We start from the raw sequence: 20,024 nt of genomic DNA, 5'->3' as shown, positions 1-20,024 counted from the left end.
AATCTGGCGCGGATCTCATCGTAGAGCTGGGACTAATGAAGGTCTCAATAGACTCTGAATACATTAGCGCAAACCAACTCCTGTTATCTTGCTTTATTATTTGCAATAACGGGGCGTACCATACATTTAGTCTAGAGCCAGTGACCTCAATACGTTCAACACTCTCTTCATTTGACTCTACAGCGTAGCTAGGTGCCGAAAGAGCCACTATGCCACTAGATGCCAAGCTAACTAACTTGGCTAATCGATTAAACTTCATCTATCCATCTCCCAAAATATAGTTGTTATTTTTCTCAGCATTACAGGTTCTAGGCACGCCCCAGACCACATAGTTGATACCAAGCGGCAACACTTATATCACATACTTTATTTTGCATGCAATATACATGGTGTTGACAAAATTATTTATATGTATGATTTATGAATAAAAAATCAATAACCATATGCAAGGATGAGTTAGGAGAGTGTGTGAATTGTATTGGCTAAGCGTTATAAAGCTGGGAGGGTTAACGTTATAGCTAACAAGCTAGCCATGGGGGTTTTAACTAAAAATGCACTAATAATATTTTAAATTAGCTAGCTAACGAGATAAAAAATAGTAAATATTGAGTGGATAATAAGAAAGGATGTAAAACAGAAATAGCATAAGAGTGAGAAATATTATTGTACTTTAGGCACTGTCTTTAGCCACCTCAACTCTCTGAGCTAACATCTGCAATACCCCTTCTCTGAGGGCACCGCCAGATAGGTTCAAACTCTCAATCTCTAACAGCTCAAACAGGGCAAGTAAGATTGAGATCCCAGCAGCAAAAGTTGGCGCTCTCTCCTTATGAAGGCCAGAGATAGCTAACATAGAGGGGTTAGATTGCGTTAACACCTCTTCTTGCAGTGAGGTCAGTACATCTAATGTGATGCTAGCTGACTCTTGCCTATAATTAAGCAGTTCCACCACAGATTGCACGCTACCAGAAGCGCCTACAACACAGTGCCAACCTAAATGCTTAAGCTCGCTCAGGTAATCGCCCAGAGCAGACTTTACCGCTGCTTTAGCATCATCAAAATCTAATTTCTGGAAGGGAAAAGAGGTAAAAAACTTATCATTAAAGGTAACACAGCCCATAGGTAGACTGGTCTTCAACAGCACCTTATCACCGTCACCGATAATAAACTCAGTGCTCGCGCCACCAATATCAATCACTAGGCGACGCCCCTCTCCCTCAGTGGTGGCAACCATACCTTGGTAGATCAACTCTGCTTCACGCATGCCTGAGATGATCTCGATAGGGTGACCTAAAATGGGGAGGGCTCGACGACAAAACTCATCGGAATTCGCAATATGTCTAAGGGTTGCGGTGGCAATAACGGCAATATTATCTACAGATACGCCCTCTTTCTTCAGCATATCACTGAACATAGATAAGCAATCAAGGCCACGCAACATCACCTCTTCACTCAGGGAACCATCACTTTGGATCCCTTCAGCAAGCCGGACTTTTCGCTTATATTTCGCGATAATTTCGGGTCGGCCACCAAGTGTTTTGGCAACCAACATATTGAAACTATTCGATCCTAATGTGATCGCCGCATAAAGAGGTGTTGTTGGCATTAATGCAACCGTTTAAGAGTGCCTACGTACTTGATCATGACGACGTGGACCATTTCGGCCACCAGCACGATTGCCATTTCGTCCTTGAGGACGGCCAGAGTTATTGCGGCCCTGTTGCGGACGGTTGTTGTGTTTTCTATGGACACGAATGGGCGCAGGAATATCATCCAGCAAGCTTTCGCTGTCATAGTTAGTCACAGGGATAGAGTGGGTAATGTACTCTTCGATAGCTGGAAGATTGAGTGCATACTCTTCACATGCAAAGCTAACTGATACCCCTTTCTTACCCGCTCGACCAGTTCGGCCAATACGGTGCACGTAATCTTCACAGTCGTCGGGCAGATCATAGTTATACACATGTGACACATCAGAGATATGCAGACCACGTGCCGCGACATCTGTCGCAACCAGTATATCTAGCTTACCTTCGGTGAACTGCTCAAGAATACGGATACGCTTCTTTTGCGGTACATCGCCGGTTAACAAACCAACGCGGTGCCCGTCACCTTCTAACCATGACCAAACATTTTCACAGCTGTGTTTGGTATTGGAAAATACAATCGCTTTTTCCGGCCAATCTTCCTCAATCAGAGAAAGCAGCAGACGCATCTTCTCATCCATCGATGGATAGAAGATCTCCTCTTTGATATTTTTAGAGGTTTTTTCATTGGGCGCGATAACCACTTTCTCAGGCTCATTCATATGATCATAAGCTAGCTCCTGCACCTTCATTGAGAGAGTGGCAGAAAACAGCATATTCAGACGCGATTTAGCATCTGGCATACGCCTGAAAAGGAAGCGAATATCTTTAATAAAACCGAGATCGAACATACGATCGGCTTCATCGAGAACAACCGCTTGAATAGCACTAAGATTGATGATCCCTTGACGAACATAATCAATAATACGACCCGTAGTGCCGATAAGAATATCAACACCTTTGTCCAGCACCTTACGCTGAACGTCATAGCTCTCGCCACCATAGACAATACCGACCTTCAGGCCTGTATGCTTAGCAAGAAGCGTCGCATCTTTAGCGATCTGAATAGCCAATTCACGGGTAGGCGCCATAATCATCGCTCTAGGCTGATTAAGTTGGCGTCCTTCAGGAACGGGAGTAGAAAGAAGATGGTCAAATGTCGCAACAAGAAAGGCTAAAGTTTTGCCTGTTCCCGTCTGGGCTTGGCCAGCAATATCTTTTTTCTGTAATAGAATAGGTAAAGATAGGGCTTGAATAGGTGTGCAAAATTCAAAACCGCTCTCGTTTAGTGCTGTTTTTATCTCTTTATTCAGAGAAAAGTCGGCAAACTTTTGATTTGATAAATGTGTTTCGCTCATAGCGGCAGCATACCAGTTAGGGTTGCAATAAGAAACTCAATCGTTTGAAATAGCGACTAATAATAAAAACTAGCTTTAAAGGCGAAAATTTATGCCTTGAAAAGTTATTTTTCAGTCCCAATATACAGGTTAAGCCATTAACAAACCAGCAATGGCAACCAAACTGGAGAAGATCATGAGCGACAAAATAGTACATCTAAGTGACGACAGCTTTGAAAATGACGTAATCAACTCAACACTACCTGTAGTCGTCGACTTTTGGGCTGAGTGGTGTGGACCATGTAAAATGATTGCTCCTATCTTAGATGACGTTGCTGAAGAGTACGAAGGCAAAGTGACTATCGCCAAGATGAATGTTGACCAGAACAGTGTTTCACCAGCTAAATATGGTGTTCGTGGCATTCCAACACTACTGATTTTCAAAAACGGTGAACTTGCTAGCACTAAAGTTGGCGCACTTTCAAAGACTCAGCTTAAAGAGTTCATTGACGCACAACTATAAATCACCCAATTTTACCGCTTAATCATCAATTAAGCGGTCTAAAGTGACTCCCGACACAAGTTATGCAATAAATTGTGTCGGGTTTAGCTAAATTTCTAGACGCACAGCCACTATAGTGCTACTTTAATAACCATACCTATTTCTAATTAACCACATCTCGCTATTCGTTCAATACCCCATCAGTTTATGACCATTGAATCTAAATAGCATTATCTCGCATAAAAGACCCACCAAGATGAATTTATCAGAACTAAAAGATAAGTCGATTTCAGACTTAGTACTACTCGCCCAAGAAATGAAAGTTGAGAATACTGCCCGTGCTCGTAAGCAGGACATTATATTTTCAATCCTTAAAGCCCACGCCAAAAGCGGTGAAGATATTTTCGGTGGTGGTGTATTAGAAATTCTACAGGACGGTTTTGGCTTCCTTCGTAGCGCAGACGCCTCTTACTTGGCAGGACCGGATGATATCTATGTATCTCCAAGCCAAATACGTCGCTTTAGCATGCGCACCGGTGATACCATTTTTGGTAAAATTAGACCACCTAAAGAGGGCGAACGTTATTTTGCTCTCCTAAAAGTCTCTGAAGTCAACTTTGACAAGCCTGAAAACTCTCGCTCTAAAATCCTATTTGAAAACCTTACCCCACTACATGCAGAAGAGCGTATTCGCATGGAGCGCGGTAATGGTTCGACTGAAGATATTACTTCACGAATTTTGGATCTTTGTTCACCAATCGGTAAAGGCCAGCGTGGTCTTATTGTTGCACCGCCAAAAGCGGGTAAAACATTACTACTTCAGAACATGGCTCAAAGCATCACTTACAACAACCCAGACGTCGTATTGATGGTTCTTCTTATCGATGAACGTCCTGAGGAAGTGACCGAGATGCAGCGCATGGTAAAAGGTGAAGTGATCGCTTCTACCTTCGATGAGCCAGCCAGCCGTCACGTTCAGGTTGCTGAGATGGTTATCGAAAAAGCAAAACGCCTTGTTGAGCACAAGAAAGACGTTGTTATCTTACTCGACTCAATCACCCGTCTTGCCCGTGCTTACAACACAGTTATCCCATCATCAGGTAAGGTACTTACTGGTGGTGTTGATGCTAACGCACTACATCGTCCAAAGCGTTTCTTCGGTGCCGCTCGTAACATCGAGCATGGCGGAAGCTTAACCATTATCGCAACCGCACTAGTTGATACTGGTTCTAAAATGGATGAAGTTATCTACGAAGAGTTTAAAGGTACTGGTAACCAAGAGTTACACCTTTCTCGTAAAGCGGCTGAAAAGCGCGTCTTCCCAGCTATCGACTTCAACCGCTCAGGCACTCGTCGTGAAGAGAAGCTAACCACACCTGATGAGCTACAGAAGATGTGGATCCTACGTAAGATCCTTAATCCAATGGATGAAGTCACAGGTATGGAGTTCCTTATCGATAAGCTTGCTATGACCAAGACTAACGATGAGTTCTTCACTGCGATGAAGCGTGCTAAAACTTAAACATTAGCAGGTACTAGGTACTAGGTACTAGGTACTAGGTACTAGGTACTAGGTTCTAGGTTCTAGGTTCTAGGTTCTAGGAAAGCATAAAAAAAGCCGCAGATATTGCGGCTTTTTTAATGTTTATCAACCGTGACTCTCTTCCAATCTCTGCTTACATCTCTGCCTTAGCATATCTCGCAGCAGAAGCATCACAGGGGTCATATGTTCCCTCCCGGGACACACTAGATAGAGATCCGCCGCCTCCCCCTGATAATCAGTCAACATAGGCACTAAGTTGCCCTTAACGATATCTGCACCTAAATCCAGTGATGACTTATAGACAACCCCTTTTCCAGCCACCGCCCAGCGACGGGTAATATCCGCATCATTACAGCTGCGATTACCTGTGACTCTCACTTTAAATTGACGTCCTTGCTGAGTAAAACTCCACTGATCGTGTGTGCGTTCATCTAACATAAAAAACAAACAGTTATGATCGGCAAGTTGATCGATAGACTCCACCCTTCCCCACTTGGCAATATAATCGGGTGAAGCACATAGCACCCGTCTAGCAGAGCAGATTTTAAACGCCACTAATGAGGAGTCTTTCGGGGTGCCCGATCTCAGCGCCATATCTATTTTGTCATGGTAAAAATCCGATAAAGTATCGCCGATATGCACTCTAATTTTAAGCTCTGGATACTCATCCATAAAACTATCAAGCCAAGGCAGTAACACATTTCGGCCTACATCAGAGGGAAGAGCCAGCTTTACCACACCGGAGATCTTCTCCTTCACATCATCAATCGCCTGCTGACCTAAGGTTAAGTCTGCCAGTGCTTTACGACAATGGATAAGATAACGCTCGCCAGTATCAGTTAACCTTAGACTGCGGGTACTACGGATAAACAGACTGGTCTCAAGCTGTTTCTCTAAGCGTTTAAGCGCTGCGCTGGCTGAAGCTGGCGAGATATCCAGCTCAGTTGCGGCAGCTGTAATACTGCCGCAATCGGCAACCCGCACAAAAAGCTTAAGATCATTTATCTGCATATGCACAAGCCTCAAAAAGATGTTGAGCATCATGCTATGAGGGATTAAAGAAAAAAGAAAGCCTGCAAATAAAGCAGGCTTAAGTGAACAGTTTTAAAATGGGGATACCAGTCAGTATAAAGATTTGATCGCTCAGCGAGAGTTTAGCGGTCCTGAGGCAAGACAACGAGTGAAGAGCATAGTTATTCTACGGTTAAGCTCGTTAACGCAGGATCAGAACCGCTAAAACTCGCCTGTAAGGAGTGTTTTTGGCGGCCAACTTCTGCGTTGAATGAACTCATAAGGGAACAACCATTATATCATCCATTCGCCTTGAATTAGTTTGCTAAAAGACACTCTGAGTAGAGCAACTTCTTATACTGATTGGTATTAAACCAGCGCTACCGCCATCTTACGGCGCAGATACGCTATCTGCTGCATATGAGGCAGATCTTTCGGGCAGTTATCCTGGCAACCTAGTAGGGTCATACAGCCAAATACGCCATCTTGATTACCGATCACATGGTAGAAATCTTCCACACTTCTCGTATCGCGGCTATCGAGCTCGAAACGCGCTAACTTCATCATGCCAACCGCCCCAACAAAGGTTTCACGCATCTGCTTAGTTGCACAAGCTGACACACACACACCGCATTCGACACAGCGCTCTAACTCGTAGAGTCTAGCTGCCTCCTCCGGGGCCATAGGTGCTTCTAATCTATGCACATCCACATCATCTTGATCTGGGTGGAGCCACAGCTTTAGACGCTCAGCCAGTTCACGCATAAATTTACCGGTATTAACCGAAAGGTCGCCAATCAACTCAAAACCTGGTAGCGGCATCAAGGTGATCTCCCCTTGGGGATATTTGCTGGTTAATGTACGGCAAGCCAACGTCGGGAAACCGTTGATCACCATAGCGCAACTTCCGCAGATCCCAGCTCGGCAAACAAAATCAAACTGCAGTGAGCTGTCTTGCTGTTCACGCAGTAGGTTCAGTGCGATAAACACCGACATCCCAGGTGTCTCTTCAATCTGATATTTAACCATCTTAGGTTTATCACCACTCACCTGTGGATCATAACGGAAGATATTAAAGGTTAGTGTACGACCCTGACTCATAACGCTTGCTCTCCTACGGACTCTTCACCCACTACAGGGGGAGTAGGTCTATCTAATGTGTCACACAGCCGTTCATTCTTAGGCATCAATGATTCAGGCACTTCAAATGGCATCAAGGCATGCTGACGCTGATGACGATCGGCATCATCACCAAGTTGACTTAAAATTTCAGTGATCTCATGCTCGCGCTTCTCAGTATCTGGATGAGCTATCGCATTGTTAATGCCGTAACCTCGGTATCCCGGTGGCAACTCCATCTTCATCACATCAAGCTGCTCATAACTTAGCTCAGGAGAGAGTGCATGCTCATCTGGCCAACTTGCCAAAGTGCGGTTTAGCCAATCTTTATCGTTACGCTGAGGGAAGTCTTCACGAGCATGAGCACCACGGCTCTCTGTTCGTGCTGCCGCCCCACAAGCGACCGTCAGAGCAACTTTTAGCATACGCTTAACTCTTAACGCCTCAACTAGCTCAGGGTTTGCGTGACGCTTTTTGCATTTAAGACCAATGTTACGTGAGCGCTTTAGTAGTGCCTGAAGCTCTGTTACCGCTTTTTCAAGCTCAGGACCGTTGCGGAAGATCCCCACATAGTCCATCATCACACGCTCCATCTCTTTCCTTAGCGCAAATGGACTTTCCGTGCCGTCACCGTCGATAAGCTCATCAATTTCGCTACCTAGCTTCTCGACAAAAGACTCAGCTAACTTAGTATCGATCTCTAAGCTATTTTCCTGACAAAAATCGGCAACGTATTTACCGATAATCATCCCGCCAACAACGGTCTCCGCTAGGGAGTTACCGCCGAGCCGATTAAAACCATGCATATCCCAACATGCCGCCTCACCGACACTGAACAAGCCTTTGAGTTGTGGGTTTTGTCCTGTCTTATCGGTTCGAATCCCCCCCATGGAGTAGTGCTGCGTCGGACGCACTGGGATCCAGTCCTTAGCGGGATCTATCCCTAAAAAGTTCTCACAGATCTCCTTCACTTCACGCAGATTGGTCTCCACATGCTTACGTCCAAGCAGGGTAATATCGAGCCATAGATGCGGACCATAAGGGCTGTCGACACCTTTACCTTTGCGCATATGCTCGGTCATTCGTCGAGACACTACATCACGTGAGGCGAGCTCCTTTTTCTCCGGTTCATAATCTGGCATAAAACGGTGGCCATCTTTGTCACGCAGCAGACCCCCATCACCACGACAGCCCTCTGTCGTTAAGATCCCAACAGGCACAATGGCCGTTGGATGAAACTGCACCGCTTCCATATTGCCAAGCTTAGCGACGCCAGTTTCCAGCGCGAGCGCCTGACCTATCCCTTCACAGATAATGGCATTGGTGGAGACCTCATAAATACGGCCATAGCCACCAGTGGCAATAGTGGTAGATTTAGCAATATATGCTCTTAACTCACCTGTGATTAAGCAGCGTGCAACCACACCTTGGCAGCGCTTACCATCATGAATAATAGAGAGAGCTTCGACCCGCTCATGCACGGGGATACCTAACGAGATAGCCTTATTATCCACCGCATAGAGCAGCGAGTGCCCAGTGCCATCAGCCGTGTAGCAAGTACGCCACTTTTTAGTGCCACCAAAGTCACGGGCATTAATCAGGCCATGGGCCTCTTCCGCCTCTTCGATAGTGACCTTCTCGGCATTAACCACCACCTGACGCGGCCCTTTAGTCACCCGAGTCCAAGGTACTCCCCAGTTGGTGAGTTCACGTACCGCTTTTGGCGCACAGTGAGCAAACATACGCGCGACATCTTGATCGCAGCCCCAGTCAGAACCCTTTACAGTATCTTGAAAGTGGACATCTTCGTCGTCCCCCATCCCCTTAATGGTATTGCCTAAGCTCGCCTGCATGCCGCCTTGAGCAGCTGCTGAGTGGGAACGTTTAGCAGGGATCAGTGACAGGACGACCGTATCTAACCCACGCTCTTTCGAGGCTATCGCGACCCGCAAGCCCGCTAAACCAGCGCCGACCACCAAAGAATCCGTATATATCAGTTTCACACTTGCTCCTTTTAAAGCGTAAGGTTTTATCTCGGGATTAGGTGCTCTAATCCCTAGGAACTCGGCACTTATCTTCATTATGCATAGGGCAGAAATGCCAATAATGAAGCGATACCAATCAATACAAACACCACGCTAATAACAGTTTTAACTCTCTTCATCCGGGCTCGGGTATTAATATCTCTTGCCGCTCCCCACTTAATCGCCACACGGTAAACTCCAATTGCAGCATGAAGCTCAACACAGACGAGCAGAGGCAGATAGAGCAACCAAACCCCATCATTCCATATTCTGTCCGCAGAGCCTGCAGGACCTATGGTCTCTGGCGCGGCACCGATTAACCACAGATGCACAGGTAGAAGAAACAAGATAGCGATGCCAGTCAGAGCCTGCCAAACCCATAACTTAGTATCACCATGATTGATAACACTCATCTGCTTTTTAAGTGCGAGCTGCTGACGTAAGTTCATTGGCAATTTCGTAATAGCCACCACCACATGCACCAGTGCTAACGCAGCAACACCTATCGCAATAAGCGAGACAACCCAAGGGTAGCCATGGCCATCAGGGCTTAAAAAATTAAGCTCCATCACGCCAGCAACCCATGTCATGGCATCGCCTCCCAATAAAATAGAGGAGACCAGCACAAGATGAGTCCATAGGAACAGAGCCAGAATCACACCAGACACACTCTGGCTGATGTCCAGTTTGCCGCTCCAGTTTTTCCCCTCACTCCAGCTTTTTAGCTTAGAAGCCTCACCTGCTTTATTGTTTATTTTAGTTATCGCCATAAAACCCTCATCAGATCCATTGAGTTTGCATCTATCTAAGTTAAAAAAGTAAGCACTTAGATAATGTCGCTCACAAATCAATCAAATACTGTGAGACAGATCAAATCAGGATTAATTAATCAATTAACCACTAAAATACTCATACAAAACGATTTTTACTGGCGAATATTCAGCGTAACTCTTTAAAGATATCGCTAGTTAGGTACATATGGCTGCACTGGCGTGGTTAACTCTGCGCCAATAAAGAGGTATGACACTAAGCTCAACACGCCAATTGTGATGAGATAGATGATCATAAACTTAATCACTTTCCGTAAACCTGTACGGTTAGCGGTAAAACCCCACTTAATCGCAACGCGGTAAAGCCCAATCATGGCGTGAATAACAACGGCAGGTAGCAGAAGTGCATAGAGCAGCCAAGCGTTATCTAGGTAGACACGCTCAGCCGAGAGATGTGGCCCAATCTCTGGATTCGTGATCATGGTAAAGATATGTACTGGCGCTAAGAAAAACAGAATAAAACCGGTTACCAACTGCCAGAACCAGGCATGGCTGTCTTTATGGTTAATGCCATGCATATGGCGACGAAGCGCTCGCCACTGGCCAAGCTGAGCAGGAAAGCGTCGCAACGCAACAGCGGCGTGTAGAATCACCACAAGAAGAATAAATACCGAGAAAATCTTAGTGACCAGAGGAAAACCATGGCCGGACTCGCTAAACATGCCCCCCTCTAAAATCTGTACCACCTGATAAAAAGCATCTTTCCCGAGCAGAATACTCGATTCAAAATGCAGGTGAGCCAGTAAAAAACACCCGAGCAACAACCCAGTGGCACTCTGTATCTTATCCGCTTTGGCAGACCAAGGGTTACCAGCTAAACCAGCAATGCTCGAGGTGGGGAGTAGGGTTTTAATTGTCATCTTCTTATCAGGCCATTATTACAATCTATACACCTTAGCAATAAGCACAGCCTTAAAAATAATCCCGCTTACGGATCGTGATAAAGCTCACTCCTTCAGCGCTGTTTTTTTGAGCCACATCACAAACAATATGCAAAATAGAAACAGAGGTAATACCAATTAACCAGATAAATTCAAAAGGTTACAACCCACATTCAAACGAACAATCTCATTTCCAAATAATGTGTTTCAATTTTTTACCATAACCATAAGTAAACTTTAGCCCCAAGATCTTCTCACTCTTCAAATGCCCCATGTTACAATGCGCCCATTGCAGCAGTTACAAGAGACGATCCCATATGCCTTGGATCCAGTTAAAAATCGATACCGATAATCAACATGCCGACACACTCAGCGATCTACTGATGGAGGAGGGGTCACTCTCTATCACATTAGAAGATGGTAAAGACACACCCATTTTTGAGCCTACATTAGGCGAAACGCCCCTGTGGAACCACACGGTGCTGACAGCCCTGTTCGAAGCCGATCGCGACCTGAGCATAGTGGTTGACAATTTAAAGCTACAGCCGTTTCTAGGCGCTGATTTCAGCTATAAAATTGAACAAGTTGAAGATAAAGATTGGGAACGTGAATGGATGGATAACTTCCACCCCATTAAGTTTGGTGAGCGTTTATGGATCTGTCCAAGCTGGCGTGAGATCCCCGATCCAGAAGCGGTCAATATTATTCTCGATCCAGGTCTTGCCTTCGGTACAGGTACTCACCCAACAACGGCTCTGTGTCTAGAGTGGTTAGATAGCCTCAACTTCGACAATAAAGAGGTGATCGACTTTGGCTGTGGCTCAGGTATTTTAGCGGTCGCAGCACTGAAACTTGGTGCAACTAAGGTCACGGGGATCGATATCGATTACCAAGCTATCGATGCCTCTAAAGCAAACGCAGAGCGAAATGGCGTAGAAGATCAATTAGCACTCTATCTACCAGAAGATCAGCCTGAAAACCTTAAAGCCGATATCTTAGTCGCCAACATACTTGCAGGCCCACTGAGAGAGTTAGCGCCACTGATTGCAGAAAAAGTTAAACCCGGTGGACAATTGGCGCTATCAGGCCTATTACAAGAGCAAGCACTCGAAGTTGCAGAGTTTTATACTCAGTGGTTTGATATGGATGAGCCCGCTCACAAAGAGGAGTGGAGCCGCTTGACAGGAATACGTAAATAACGCTAGCGGTAGCACACCGCGTGCTACCACAGAGTTCGCGCCTTGCAAAAGTCAAGAAAAAAAGTTTCGCTCAGGTCATTTATTGACCTTTTCACTGGCTCAAAAAAGGCGTACTATAGCGCCCCTTTGAAGCTCTAGGTATGTTGAAAATGCAGATTGGACCCTATCAACTGAAAAATCAGCTGATCGTGGCACCAATGGCAGGTGTCACAGACCAAGCCTTTAGAAATCTTTGTCTTCGATATGGCGCTGCCATGGCGGTGTCAGAGATGCTTTCATCTAATCCCGATGTTTGGGATACAGATAAAAGCCGCCAGCGGATGCTTCATGCTGGTGAAGATGGGATACGATCAGTACAAATTGCAGGTGCAGACCCTGAATTGATGGCCAACGCCGCCGTTGTCAACGTACAACAAGGGGCGCAGATCATCGATATCAATATGGGGTGTCCTGCAAAGAAAGTGAATAGAAAGCTAGCGGGTTCAGCACTACTACAAGACCCAGTGCAGGTAAAAGCAATTTTACAAGCCGTGGTCGCTGCAGTTGATGTCCCCGTGACACTGAAAATTCGAACTGGATGGGCCCCGGAGCACAGGAACGGTGTTCAAATCGCCCAGATAGCCGAAGATTGTGGTATCGCCGCGTTAGCCGTACATGGCCGAACTCGGCAGTGCATGTATAAAGGTAATGCTGAATACGACACGATTAAAGCTATTAAAAAGAATGTCTCGATCCCTGTTGTAGCGAACGGAGACATCACCACCCCGCAGAAGGCGCAATTTGTGCTTGAACATACGGGAGTTGATGCTCTTATGATAGGTCGAGGTGCTCAAGGAAGGCCTTGGATTTTCCGAGAGATCCAACATTACCTGGAAACGGGTAACATGCTAGCGCCTGTAGAGGTGGATGAAAAGCGTCAAGTGATGCTGGAACACCTTAAAAACTTATACTCACTTTACGGTGAATATAAGGGGATCCGTTTCGCTAGAAAGCATGTTGGATGGTATTTGGACCAAGATGAACAGCGTCCATTCCGCGCCGAATTTAATCGGCTGGAAACTGTTGAAGAACAAGGTTCCATGGTGGAACGCTATTTTGACGAAATTGCACAGAATTAATTAAAGAGCAGAATACGAATGTTTGATCAGACTACTAACACAGAAACTCATCAGCTTACAGTTGGCAAAATCGAAACCGCTAACGGTACTATCAAGCCTCAGTTATTACGTGACGCAGTAAAGCGCGCAGTAACTAACTTCTTCGCTCAGATGGACGGCCAAGAAGCTGAAGAAGTGTATGAAATGGTGTTAAGCGAAGTTGAAGCACCTCTGCTAGATATCATCATGCAGCACACTCGTGGTAACCAGACTCGTGCAGCAAACATGCTAGGTATCAACCGTGGTACTCTGCGTAAGAAACTAAAGAAATACGGCATGAACTAAGACTAACCGTCTAAGTGATTGTAAGAGAACGGGCTTTCCAGCAATGGAAAGCCCGTTTTGTTTTATATGTACCCCCATATGTACCCCGAGTGATTTACTAGAGCAGTTAAGACATGCAACCAACCCAGCCTATTCGAATAAGAAATAACGAACATCAACTTTGGCCCACTTGGTTTTCCATAGAAAACTATAGATGCTTAGCCTTGCTAACTGTAGAAGAGTTTATTAACGAGTTAGATTTCAGGTTACGCCTTTGTGACCTAGCCTCACTCCCTTCAGGTAGAAAACCAAGAGATGATAAGAAGTGGGCAGAAGTCGAGCGGGGATTTGTTGTAATTGCAGACCAGCTAACCGAAGAAGCAAACAGCAGACAATCAGGATCCGTTACAGCGCTCAATCACATAGATCTACTTGTTGCCAGTGAGAACTTTAGGCTGGACAACCAAGAAGAGCTCCTGCAACAAGAGCCCGAATACCTCCTCCCACTTCACAACCAACAAAAAGGGTTACTAATAGGGGTTGATATCACAGCCGACAATGACTCCATCTTAAAAGATATCGAGAACCTGCTTAATTGCATGCGATTAAAAGTCAATGTTGCCGAGCCTAGATCAAGATCTAACCGAAAAAGTAACGAAAAGAGTTTCAAGAAATTATTTACCTATAAAGCAATACCTTATCTTGACTTGTTACTTTATTCCTTAAGCCATAAACAGCTTAACGATCAGCATTGGGCTCCATTATCTTTAAGCCAAGGTGCACTAATAAACTTATTGTTTGAGGGTTCCATCGATATAGAACAGTTTAAGAAAACCCATAACGTCTTCTATCAAAACAACCTACTCAATCCAGACTTTCTTAAGCCGTTAATAACAAACATACGCTCTGAACGAGAACTTCTTTCCAGAAAAATAGGACTACTATAAAAATCTAAAAGAAACGGGGTAAAAATGAAAATTCATTTTTACCCCGAAACACAGACCGACAACCGCCATCATTAACCCAACACAAACCAAGACCAAAGGTAAATGATGATTCCTCCTAATAACGATCAAATACACGCTCAAGATAGAATGATACGTGAAGCCGAACGCCTAAGAATCACTTCTATCTCTCGCTCACAAGCTTATCAATTGGAAAAATTAGGCAGATTCCCTAAAAGAGTTCGATTAGGAAACCGATCTGTAGGTTGGAGACTTTCAGAGCTAATGTTTTGGGTCAGTGCTGGTGGGCAGATATCAGAACAACCAGAGTTCGAGGGAGACATGAATGAAAACTAACTCAAGAATTTTAGCTAAGCAATTACTAGAGCTAAAGAAAATGGAGCGTATTATTCGTATTCAAGAGATGTCATTACTTTTAGGCATAGACAGAACAACCCTCTACCGCAGAGTAAAAAGAAATACATTCATTCAACCAATAAAAAGCCAAAATCGAACTATTGGTTGGCCTGAGTCAAGTTACGCTAATTGGATAGAGACTCAAAAACAGTAACTTCTACAGTCCCCCATAAAGCGGCATAAGCCGCTTTTTTAGGTCTGTTAGTGCAACAAACTGCAATCAAATTAAACTAGATGCTTTTTCATGCCTAACAATGCAGCTCAAATTTAACGTTTGGCCAGTAAAATGAATAATGAAAAACTCACTAATTACTATGGTAGGCCTAAGCTTGCACCTGGTCATAAACCAGAACCAAAGCAGGTTATTAATAATATTTCCGCTCAGCGCTTTCCTTTAGAAACTTTTGTTTACCGAGAGTACCTATTCCAAATAATGTGTTTTGAACATGGCATCAATTCAAAAATCATGAAAGCTATAATCAACCTACTGCTAATAGCCTCTAACCAATACTCTAAATTACTTGTAGTCAGAGTAGATATCCGTGTTTACTCAGAAACACCCAATAACAATGTTATCAGTGCTTTTCGTAAAACATTGCTTAGATATTTAGATACTCAATATAATTCAAAAGTTTGGTTCCTTTGGGTACGAGAGCAAGCCCCAAGGAACGATAAAGCACATTACCATTGCATAATTATACTTAACGGGCATAAAACTAGATCTGGATGGGGAGTTTTTCAACAAGTAAAAAAAGCCTGTTACATGAACCCTAATACTTCGCCTTGGCTGCCTAAATCTGCCACTTATCTCATTAAACGATGTACTCCTGAAAGCTTTCAACTTCCAATACACAGAGCAAGTTACCTAGCAAAAAACTACAGTAAAGAATCAAACCCAAGAGGAATCAAGCGTTATCAATCAAGTTGCAGCAGACCAAATTAATGATGTTGGCATAATTAGATGTAAACACTTCCCATCGGCGAATAGGAAGCCACTAAGAAGACGTACTCTTTTCTCAAATATTATTTATAAAAAATATCGGCATACGGTTTACATTTACACAACAAGAAAAAACAGGTAAAGCCCTTATTAAACAAATAATTAATGGCTTTAAGTATAAAACGATCATTAAATTGAATAGTTAGAATACTGTAAAGAAGAGATCGATCACCAAACTAGACAACCAGCTTACCTGAGTTCACCTTGAGCCACTCTTTGTGCTCGGCGTAATCAGGCATGACTCGCTCTACTTCTTTCCAAAATTTGGGGGAATGGTCGAGCTGTTTCAGATGGCACAGCTCATGGATCACCACGTAATCAACCACGCGGTTAGGAGCCATCACGATAACCCAATTAAAATCGAGTTCGCCCTTTGGGCTACAACTTCCCCAGCGACTCTTGAATGTTTTGATATCGATAGATTTAGGCTCTAAGCCCATAACCTTTGAGTAGCGCCTCACCTTCTCTTTAATCTTGCGTAAGGCATTGAGCTTATACCAACGGATCACAGCATCTCGAACTAAGTTACTTCGCTTAGCACCATCGGGCAGTGTAGCGACCAGCCGCCCCTGAATAAGCTTTACAGGGGTATAGGCTCCTGCTATTACTTTGAGACGATAATTACGCCCTAGATAGGCGTAGGCTTCTCCAGAGATAAACTCTCTATCACTAGCAGGCTTTGACTCTTCATGCAGTGCAATCTTTTGGATTATCCAAAGATACTTATCAGCCACCAGCTGCTTAATACGCTCAATCTCTAATGCTTTAGGCACCACTACAGAAACCAAACCATCATCGACCTTAATCGAGGCTGTTTTGGTTCTACTGGTGCGGACAACATCTACACAGAGTCCTTTAACTTCAATTTGCTCAAGGTTCACCGCTATTTATTCCCAAACTTAGTTTTCGCCAGCTCCATAAAGCGGTCTTGCAGAACACCAACGAGTGCCTTACTTTTTGCGATATCTTGGTTGGCGAAAGGTTGATCTAACACGGCACGTTTAATCTCTTTCTGCATACGCTTAACCTCATCCCCCTTGTTAAAAAAGTCGATGATATCGGTCGCTTCATCGAGCATAGCGACTAAGGTTTGTGTCATAGCTTTAATAGCATCGTGCACAGCTTCATCAATCACATCACCGTCACTAACTTGAGTCACTTCAGCCATCAAAATGCCGTAAAAAGCGAATTCGGTTTCGCTTAAGCCAACACCTTGAGCCGCTTGCTGGTGGGCATTACTGATATCGCCTGCAAACTCAAATAACAGTTCTAGCTGTTGCTCCCACTTACCATGGGTCTTTTCAATAATGTCGCGTAAACGCAAACTCAACGAGCGATAGTATTCAGGGTCTTCATCGAGGTTAATCGTAATGTGGTGCTTAATCGCACTCTCGATTTCTGATGCCTTAGACTCGTCAGACTTAGTAGGCTTAATGCTCTCTTTGAAGTTAGCAGCCAATAGATCTACGGGTGGGATTTTAGGGTCGACTCCGGTACTCAGGATATGCTCATCCACCAGCTGTCTAACCTTCTCACCGACTTCATGCATATCCAAGCCTGCATCGCGGTACAGAGTTTTAGATGCGTTATGGATTTTACCTAGTAACTTCATATCAGGGATGAAAGGTGCCGCTGCGGCATCAGGTAAAATCACATTTAGCTGCTTGGCAAACTGCTTAAATGCCATATCAAATTGGGCACGAACCGCCTCGTCTTTTAAAAGCAGTACACACTCATCAATATCGCGGCTCTTTACGTCCTTGAAGAAAGACATAGCACGGGTATGCTTAGCCTTTAATTTGGGGATCTCATCTTTCAAGCTTTGAATCGTTCCCTCAACATCTTCGCTGCTAAACAGATCTAAGGCTTCGGTTAGATGGGTCGCCAAACCATAATAATCGACGACATAACCACAGTTTTTGCCTTTGTACGTACGGTTCACACGGGCTATGGCTTGCATCAAAGTATGGTCTTGTAGCTTACGGTCGATATACATTACCTGTGCAATCGGTGCATCAAAGCCCGTTAGCAGCATATCTTTAACGATAAGAAAGGCGGTGTTATCAAACTTCTTATTCTTCTCTTCAGTACCCTGCTTATCACTCTCGTATCGGTCATAGCCGAAAGGCTTTTTGAAGTTGCTAATGACTTTCTTTTGATGAACCTTATCGGTGTATTTGGCGATATACGCTTTGTCGTTATGGTCGCCAGAGATAATCACTTCAGATGGCGGTGCTCCCAGCTCATCTAAGGTCTGCTTAAAGATGGCTGCCGCATGGCGACTCCCCACCACTATCATGGCTTTAAAACCATCGGGGCGAATATGCTCCCTATAGTGCTTAAGCAGATCGATACACACCCAGCGAATACGCGCTGGCGCTTCTCTTACCGCACGTTCAACACCGTATTTCTTTTTAATTTCCCGCTGCTCTTCTGCAGTGTATTCACCAAAGTATTCTTCAAACAGCTTATCCAGTGACTCCCCAGCAACTTCTGAGATCACTTCACGCCCTTCGTACAACAGCTTAACTGTTGCACCGTCTTCTACCGCTTGGTTAATCTTGTATTCATCGATATAACCACCGAAGGCTTGTCCCATCTTCTGGGTCTTGAGCAATGGCGTACCAGTGAAGCCTATCTTTGGCGCATTTGGCAATGCCGCATTGATGGTCATCGCCAAGCCACCAAATTGTGTTCGGTGCGCTTCATCAGCAAGCACAATAATCTTGTCGCTAGGGTTAAGATCCGTAAAACCTGCCGCAACGCCTTTCTGCTCTGCTTGCTCTTTTTCCGTCTCTTTCTCTAAATCGGAGAACTTCTGCACCATGGCAGTGACTAAATCAGAGCTGTCTTTCTTAAGTAGTTCTTTTAATTGCGCCACCGAACCCGCGTTATATACGGTTTCTCCCTGAGCATCACGGAAGGTATTAGAAAGCTGCTCATCAAGTTGAGTACGGTCGGTAATGAACACTAGCTTGTACTGTTTAAGCTCAGGGTCGCGGCGCATCTTCACCGCCAACATCACCATAGTTAACGACTTACCACTACCCTGGGTGTGCCAAACGACTCCAGACTTCTCTCGTCTATCCGTGCCACTCTTAAGGCGTTCGATGACCTTGTTCACAGCACGGTATTGCTGATAACGGGCAACCTTTTTGATTAAGCGACCATCATCAGTTTCAAACAGAATGAAGTTTTGCAGAATATCGAGAAAGTTAGCCGTGCTGAACATCCCCGCGAGCAATCTCTGCTGCGCAGTCACATGGGTAAGTGCTTCATAGCTTACAGCAGGCTCTGCCACTTTCTGTAGTTCATCAGCTGATTCAAGCACACTCCCCTTTTCACCAGACAGCGCATCATCAGGTAATTCAATCTCAATACGAGAATGTAAACCTATTACGTTACTCTGCAATAATTGCTGCGCGAGCTGTTCATCAGCTATTTGTTTATCAGAGAAGGGAAAAGCATCTTTCCAATCACCATAATGCTGTGCGCTTGAGCTGATGGTGCCAACTTTAGCTTGGTCTCGACAGGTCGACACCATGAGTTGGTTATACCAAAACAGCTTTTCAGCGCCTTCATCATCTTCACTGTGGCGCAAATTTGCGTAACGGCGTAACTGATTAATTCCCTCACTCATCGGGCTTGAGATATAAGGCGACTTACACTCAATCACAGCAAGTGGGATACCATTAACAAAGCAGATAATGTCAGGAATGATTTTCTGATTAACGCCTTCAACCTTAAACTGGTTTGTACAGACAAACTCGTTGTTTTCAGGTCGCTCAAAGTCCACCAGCTTAACCGTTTGTCCTTTACGCCCCTTACCTAAGTCCTGCTCTACCGATAGGTAGCTCACCAAGGTTTGATAAAAGCTGTAGTTATACTCCATTAGAGCCGCGCAGTTAGGATGCGTGACTTCACGAGAAACCTTGCGCAGGTTCTCATCACTTATCCAAGGGTTAATCCGCTTTATGGCAGCCTCAAGACGCTTAACCAACACCACATCGCGCAGGTAGGTTCGCTCTGCATTGATGTGCTCAGGAGACAGCGCCTTACCTTGAATATAGTGCCAACCTAAGCTAACCAACTGCTCAATTGCAGGGGCTTCTACTTTGTTAAATTCATCTTGATTCATAACAGCAGGCTCTTAAGAACAATATAAGGAGAGTGCACTATCAATAGCGCTTAAATTTAAATCTTGATAATA

General features: G+C 44.6%; 19 protein-coding genes. 9 read left to right on the top strand and 10 right to left on the bottom strand.

All coding sequences use genetic code 11. The features are described from left to right. The 3 genes from K0625_RS23535 to rhlB form a co-directional block, all read right to left on the bottom strand. A partial coding sequence (locus tag K0625_RS23535) for a hypothetical protein (protein ID WP_220111818.1) occupies positions 1 to 259 on the bottom strand: 259 nt, incomplete at its 3' end. 411 nt (positions 260 to 670) lie between these two features. Continuing rightward, positions 671 to 1,606 (bottom strand): Ppx/GppA phosphatase family protein, encoded by a 936-nt coding sequence (locus K0625_RS23530; RefSeq protein WP_220111817.1) that lies wholly within the window; start codon positions 1,604 to 1,606, stop codon positions 671 to 673. A 12-nt stretch (positions 1,607 to 1,618) separates the two neighbouring features. Further along, positions 1,619 to 2,944, bottom strand: coding sequence for an ATP-dependent RNA helicase RhlB (gene rhlB / locus K0625_RS23525; protein ID WP_220111816.1), 1,326 nt, complete (start codon positions 2,942 to 2,944; stop codon positions 1,619 to 1,621). Between the two features lie 175 nt (positions 2,945 to 3,119). Here rhlB and trxA point away from each other — a divergent pair, with 175 nt between their 5' ends. Continuing rightward, on the top strand, positions 3,120 to 3,446 hold the full coding sequence (gene trxA / locus K0625_RS23520; protein WP_012323158.1) for a thioredoxin TrxA: 327 nt from the start codon (positions 3,120 to 3,122) through the stop codon (positions 3,444 to 3,446). A gap of 235 nt (positions 3,447 to 3,681) precedes the next feature. After that, positions 3,682 to 4,947, top strand: a complete 1,266-nt coding sequence (gene rho, locus K0625_RS23515) for a transcription termination factor Rho (RefSeq protein WP_012323157.1) — start codon at positions 3,682 to 3,684, stop codon at positions 4,945 to 4,947. Positions 4,948 to 5,073: 126 nt separating this feature from the next. Here rho and K0625_RS23510 read toward each other — a convergent pair whose 3' ends face one another. From K0625_RS23510 to K0625_RS23490, 5 genes are all read right to left on the bottom strand, one after another. Beyond that, positions 5,074 to 5,979, bottom strand: a complete 906-nt coding sequence (locus K0625_RS23510; RefSeq protein WP_220111815.1) for a LysR family transcriptional regulator — start codon at positions 5,977 to 5,979, stop codon at positions 5,074 to 5,076. Positions 5,980 to 6,348: 369 nt separating this feature from the next. Continuing rightward, positions 6,349 to 7,080, bottom strand: coding sequence for a fumarate reductase iron-sulfur subunit (locus K0625_RS23505; protein WP_012323155.1), 732 nt, complete (start codon positions 7,078 to 7,080; stop codon positions 6,349 to 6,351). Beyond that, complete coding sequence (locus tag K0625_RS23500) at positions 7,077 to 9,101, bottom strand: fumarate reductase flavoprotein subunit (protein ID WP_220111814.1); 2,025 nt, start codon at positions 9,099 to 9,101, stop codon at positions 7,077 to 7,079. The genes K0625_RS23505 and K0625_RS23500 overlap by 4 nt, the downstream gene beginning before the upstream one ends. 77 nt (positions 9,102 to 9,178) lie before the next feature. Further along, positions 9,179 to 9,892, bottom strand: a complete 714-nt coding sequence (locus tag K0625_RS23495) for a fumarate reductase cytochrome b subunit (protein ID WP_220111813.1) — start codon at positions 9,890 to 9,892, stop codon at positions 9,179 to 9,181. Between the two features lie 194 nt (positions 9,893 to 10,086). Further along, entirely contained in the window at positions 10,087 to 10,812 is a 726-nt protein-coding gene (locus K0625_RS23490; protein WP_220111812.1) for a fumarate reductase cytochrome b subunit, read from the bottom strand. A 338-nt stretch (positions 10,813 to 11,150) separates the two neighbouring features. On the opposite strand from K0625_RS23490, the gene prmA reads away from it, so the two are divergent. The 7 genes from prmA (at position 11,151) to K0625_RS23455 (ending at position 15,757) form a co-directional block, all read left to right on the top strand. Continuing rightward, a complete protein-coding gene (prmA, locus tag K0625_RS23485; protein WP_064792334.1) occupies positions 11,151 to 12,032 on the top strand; it encodes a 50S ribosomal protein L11 methyltransferase in 882 nt (293 codons plus the stop codon). 149 nt (positions 12,033 to 12,181) lie between these two features. Further along, positions 12,182 to 13,150, top strand: coding sequence for a tRNA dihydrouridine synthase DusB (gene dusB, locus K0625_RS23480; protein WP_012323150.1), 969 nt, complete (start codon positions 12,182 to 12,184; stop codon positions 13,148 to 13,150). An 18-nt stretch (positions 13,151 to 13,168) separates the two neighbouring features. Continuing rightward, the gene (gene fis, locus K0625_RS23475; RefSeq protein ID WP_005496187.1) at positions 13,169 to 13,474 is read left to right on the top strand and encodes a DNA-binding transcriptional regulator Fis; all 306 of its coding nucleotides are present in this window, start codon (positions 13,169 to 13,171) and stop codon (positions 13,472 to 13,474) included. 113 nt (positions 13,475 to 13,587) lie between these two features. After that, the gene (locus K0625_RS23470) at positions 13,588 to 14,400 is read left to right on the top strand and encodes a DUF6387 family protein (RefSeq protein ID WP_220111811.1); all 813 of its coding nucleotides are present in this window, start codon (positions 13,588 to 13,590) and stop codon (positions 14,398 to 14,400) included. Between the two features lie 102 nt (positions 14,401 to 14,502). After that, a complete protein-coding gene (locus K0625_RS23465) occupies positions 14,503 to 14,754 on the top strand; it encodes an AlpA family phage regulatory protein (protein ID WP_232847260.1) in 252 nt (83 codons plus the stop codon). Further along, positions 14,744 to 14,968: a helix-turn-helix transcriptional regulator gene (locus K0625_RS23460; RefSeq protein WP_220111810.1), complete on the top strand. Its 225-nt coding sequence runs from the start codon at positions 14,744 to 14,746 to the stop codon at positions 14,966 to 14,968. Before K0625_RS23465 ends, K0625_RS23460 begins: the two co-directional genes overlap by 11 nt. 132 nt (positions 14,969 to 15,100) lie before the next feature. Then, positions 15,101 to 15,757 (top strand): YagK/YfjJ domain-containing protein, encoded by a 657-nt coding sequence (locus K0625_RS23455; RefSeq protein WP_220111809.1) that lies wholly within the window; start codon positions 15,101 to 15,103, stop codon positions 15,755 to 15,757. Positions 15,758 to 15,990: 233 nt separating this feature from the next. Here K0625_RS23455 and K0625_RS23450 read toward each other — a convergent pair whose 3' ends face one another. Continuing rightward, the gene (locus tag K0625_RS23450) at positions 15,991 to 16,695 is read right to left on the bottom strand and encodes a M48 family metallopeptidase (RefSeq protein ID WP_220111808.1); all 705 of its coding nucleotides are present in this window, start codon (positions 16,693 to 16,695) and stop codon (positions 15,991 to 15,993) included. A 2-nt stretch (positions 16,696 to 16,697) separates the two neighbouring features. Further along, on the bottom strand, positions 16,698 to 19,952 hold the full coding sequence (locus K0625_RS23445) for a type I restriction endonuclease subunit R (protein ID WP_220111807.1): 3,255 nt from the start codon (positions 19,950 to 19,952) through the stop codon (positions 16,698 to 16,700). Between the last annotated feature and the right edge of the window lie 72 nt (positions 19,953 to 20,024).

Origin of the sequence: Shewanella nanhaiensis (assembly GCF_019457885.1) — a bacterium.
Lineage (GTDB): Bacteria > Pseudomonadota > Gammaproteobacteria > Enterobacterales > Shewanellaceae > Shewanella > Shewanella nanhaiensis.
The sequence above is the reverse complement of the archived record's forward strand: the minus strand, read 5'-3'. Positions and strand labels throughout refer to the sequence as shown.

Coding starts and splice junctions, on each gene's coding strand:
- K0625_RS23505 (WP_012323155.1), bottom strand. CDS start 7,080: ATGAGTCAGGGTCGTACACTAACCTTTAATATCTTCCGTTATGATCCA.
- prmA (WP_064792334.1), top strand. CDS start 11,151: ATGCCTTGGATCCAGTTAAAAATCGATACCGATAATCAACATGCCGAC.
- K0625_RS23470 (WP_220111811.1), top strand. CDS start 13,588: ATGCAACCAACCCAGCCTATTCGAATAAGAAATAACGAACATCAACTT.
- rho (WP_012323157.1), top strand. CDS start 3,682: ATGAATTTATCAGAACTAAAAGATAAGTCGATTTCAGACTTAGTACTA.
- K0625_RS23510 (WP_220111815.1), bottom strand. CDS start 5,979: ATGCAGATAAATGATCTTAAGCTTTTTGTGCGGGTTGCCGATTGCGGC.
- dusB (WP_012323150.1), top strand. CDS start 12,182: ATGCAGATTGGACCCTATCAACTGAAAAATCAGCTGATCGTGGCACCA.
- K0625_RS23455 (WP_220111809.1), top strand. CDS start 15,101: ATGAATAATGAAAAACTCACTAATTACTATGGTAGGCCTAAGCTTGCA.
- trxA (WP_012323158.1), top strand. CDS start 3,120: ATGAGCGACAAAATAGTACATCTAAGTGACGACAGCTTTGAAAATGAC.
- rhlB (WP_220111816.1), bottom strand. CDS start 2,944: ATGAGCGAAACACATTTATCAAATCAAAAGTTTGCCGACTTTTCTCTG.
- K0625_RS23490 (WP_220111812.1), bottom strand. CDS start 10,812: ATGACAATTAAAACCCTACTCCCCACCTCGAGCATTGCTGGTTTAGCT.
- K0625_RS23445 (WP_220111807.1), bottom strand. CDS start 19,952: ATGAATCAAGATGAATTTAACAAAGTAGAAGCCCCTGCAATTGAGCAG.
- fis (WP_005496187.1), top strand. CDS start 13,169: ATGTTTGATCAGACTACTAACACAGAAACTCATCAGCTTACAGTTGGC.
- K0625_RS23495 (WP_220111813.1), bottom strand. CDS start 9,892: ATGGCGATAACTAAAATAAACAATAAAGCAGGTGAGGCTTCTAAGCTA.
- K0625_RS23460 (WP_220111810.1), top strand. CDS start 14,744: ATGAAAACTAACTCAAGAATTTTAGCTAAGCAATTACTAGAGCTAAAG.
- K0625_RS23530 (WP_220111817.1), bottom strand. CDS start 1,606: ATGCCAACAACACCTCTTTATGCGGCGATCACATTAGGATCGAATAGT.
- K0625_RS23465 (WP_232847260.1), top strand. CDS start 14,503: ATGATGATTCCTCCTAATAACGATCAAATACACGCTCAAGATAGAATG.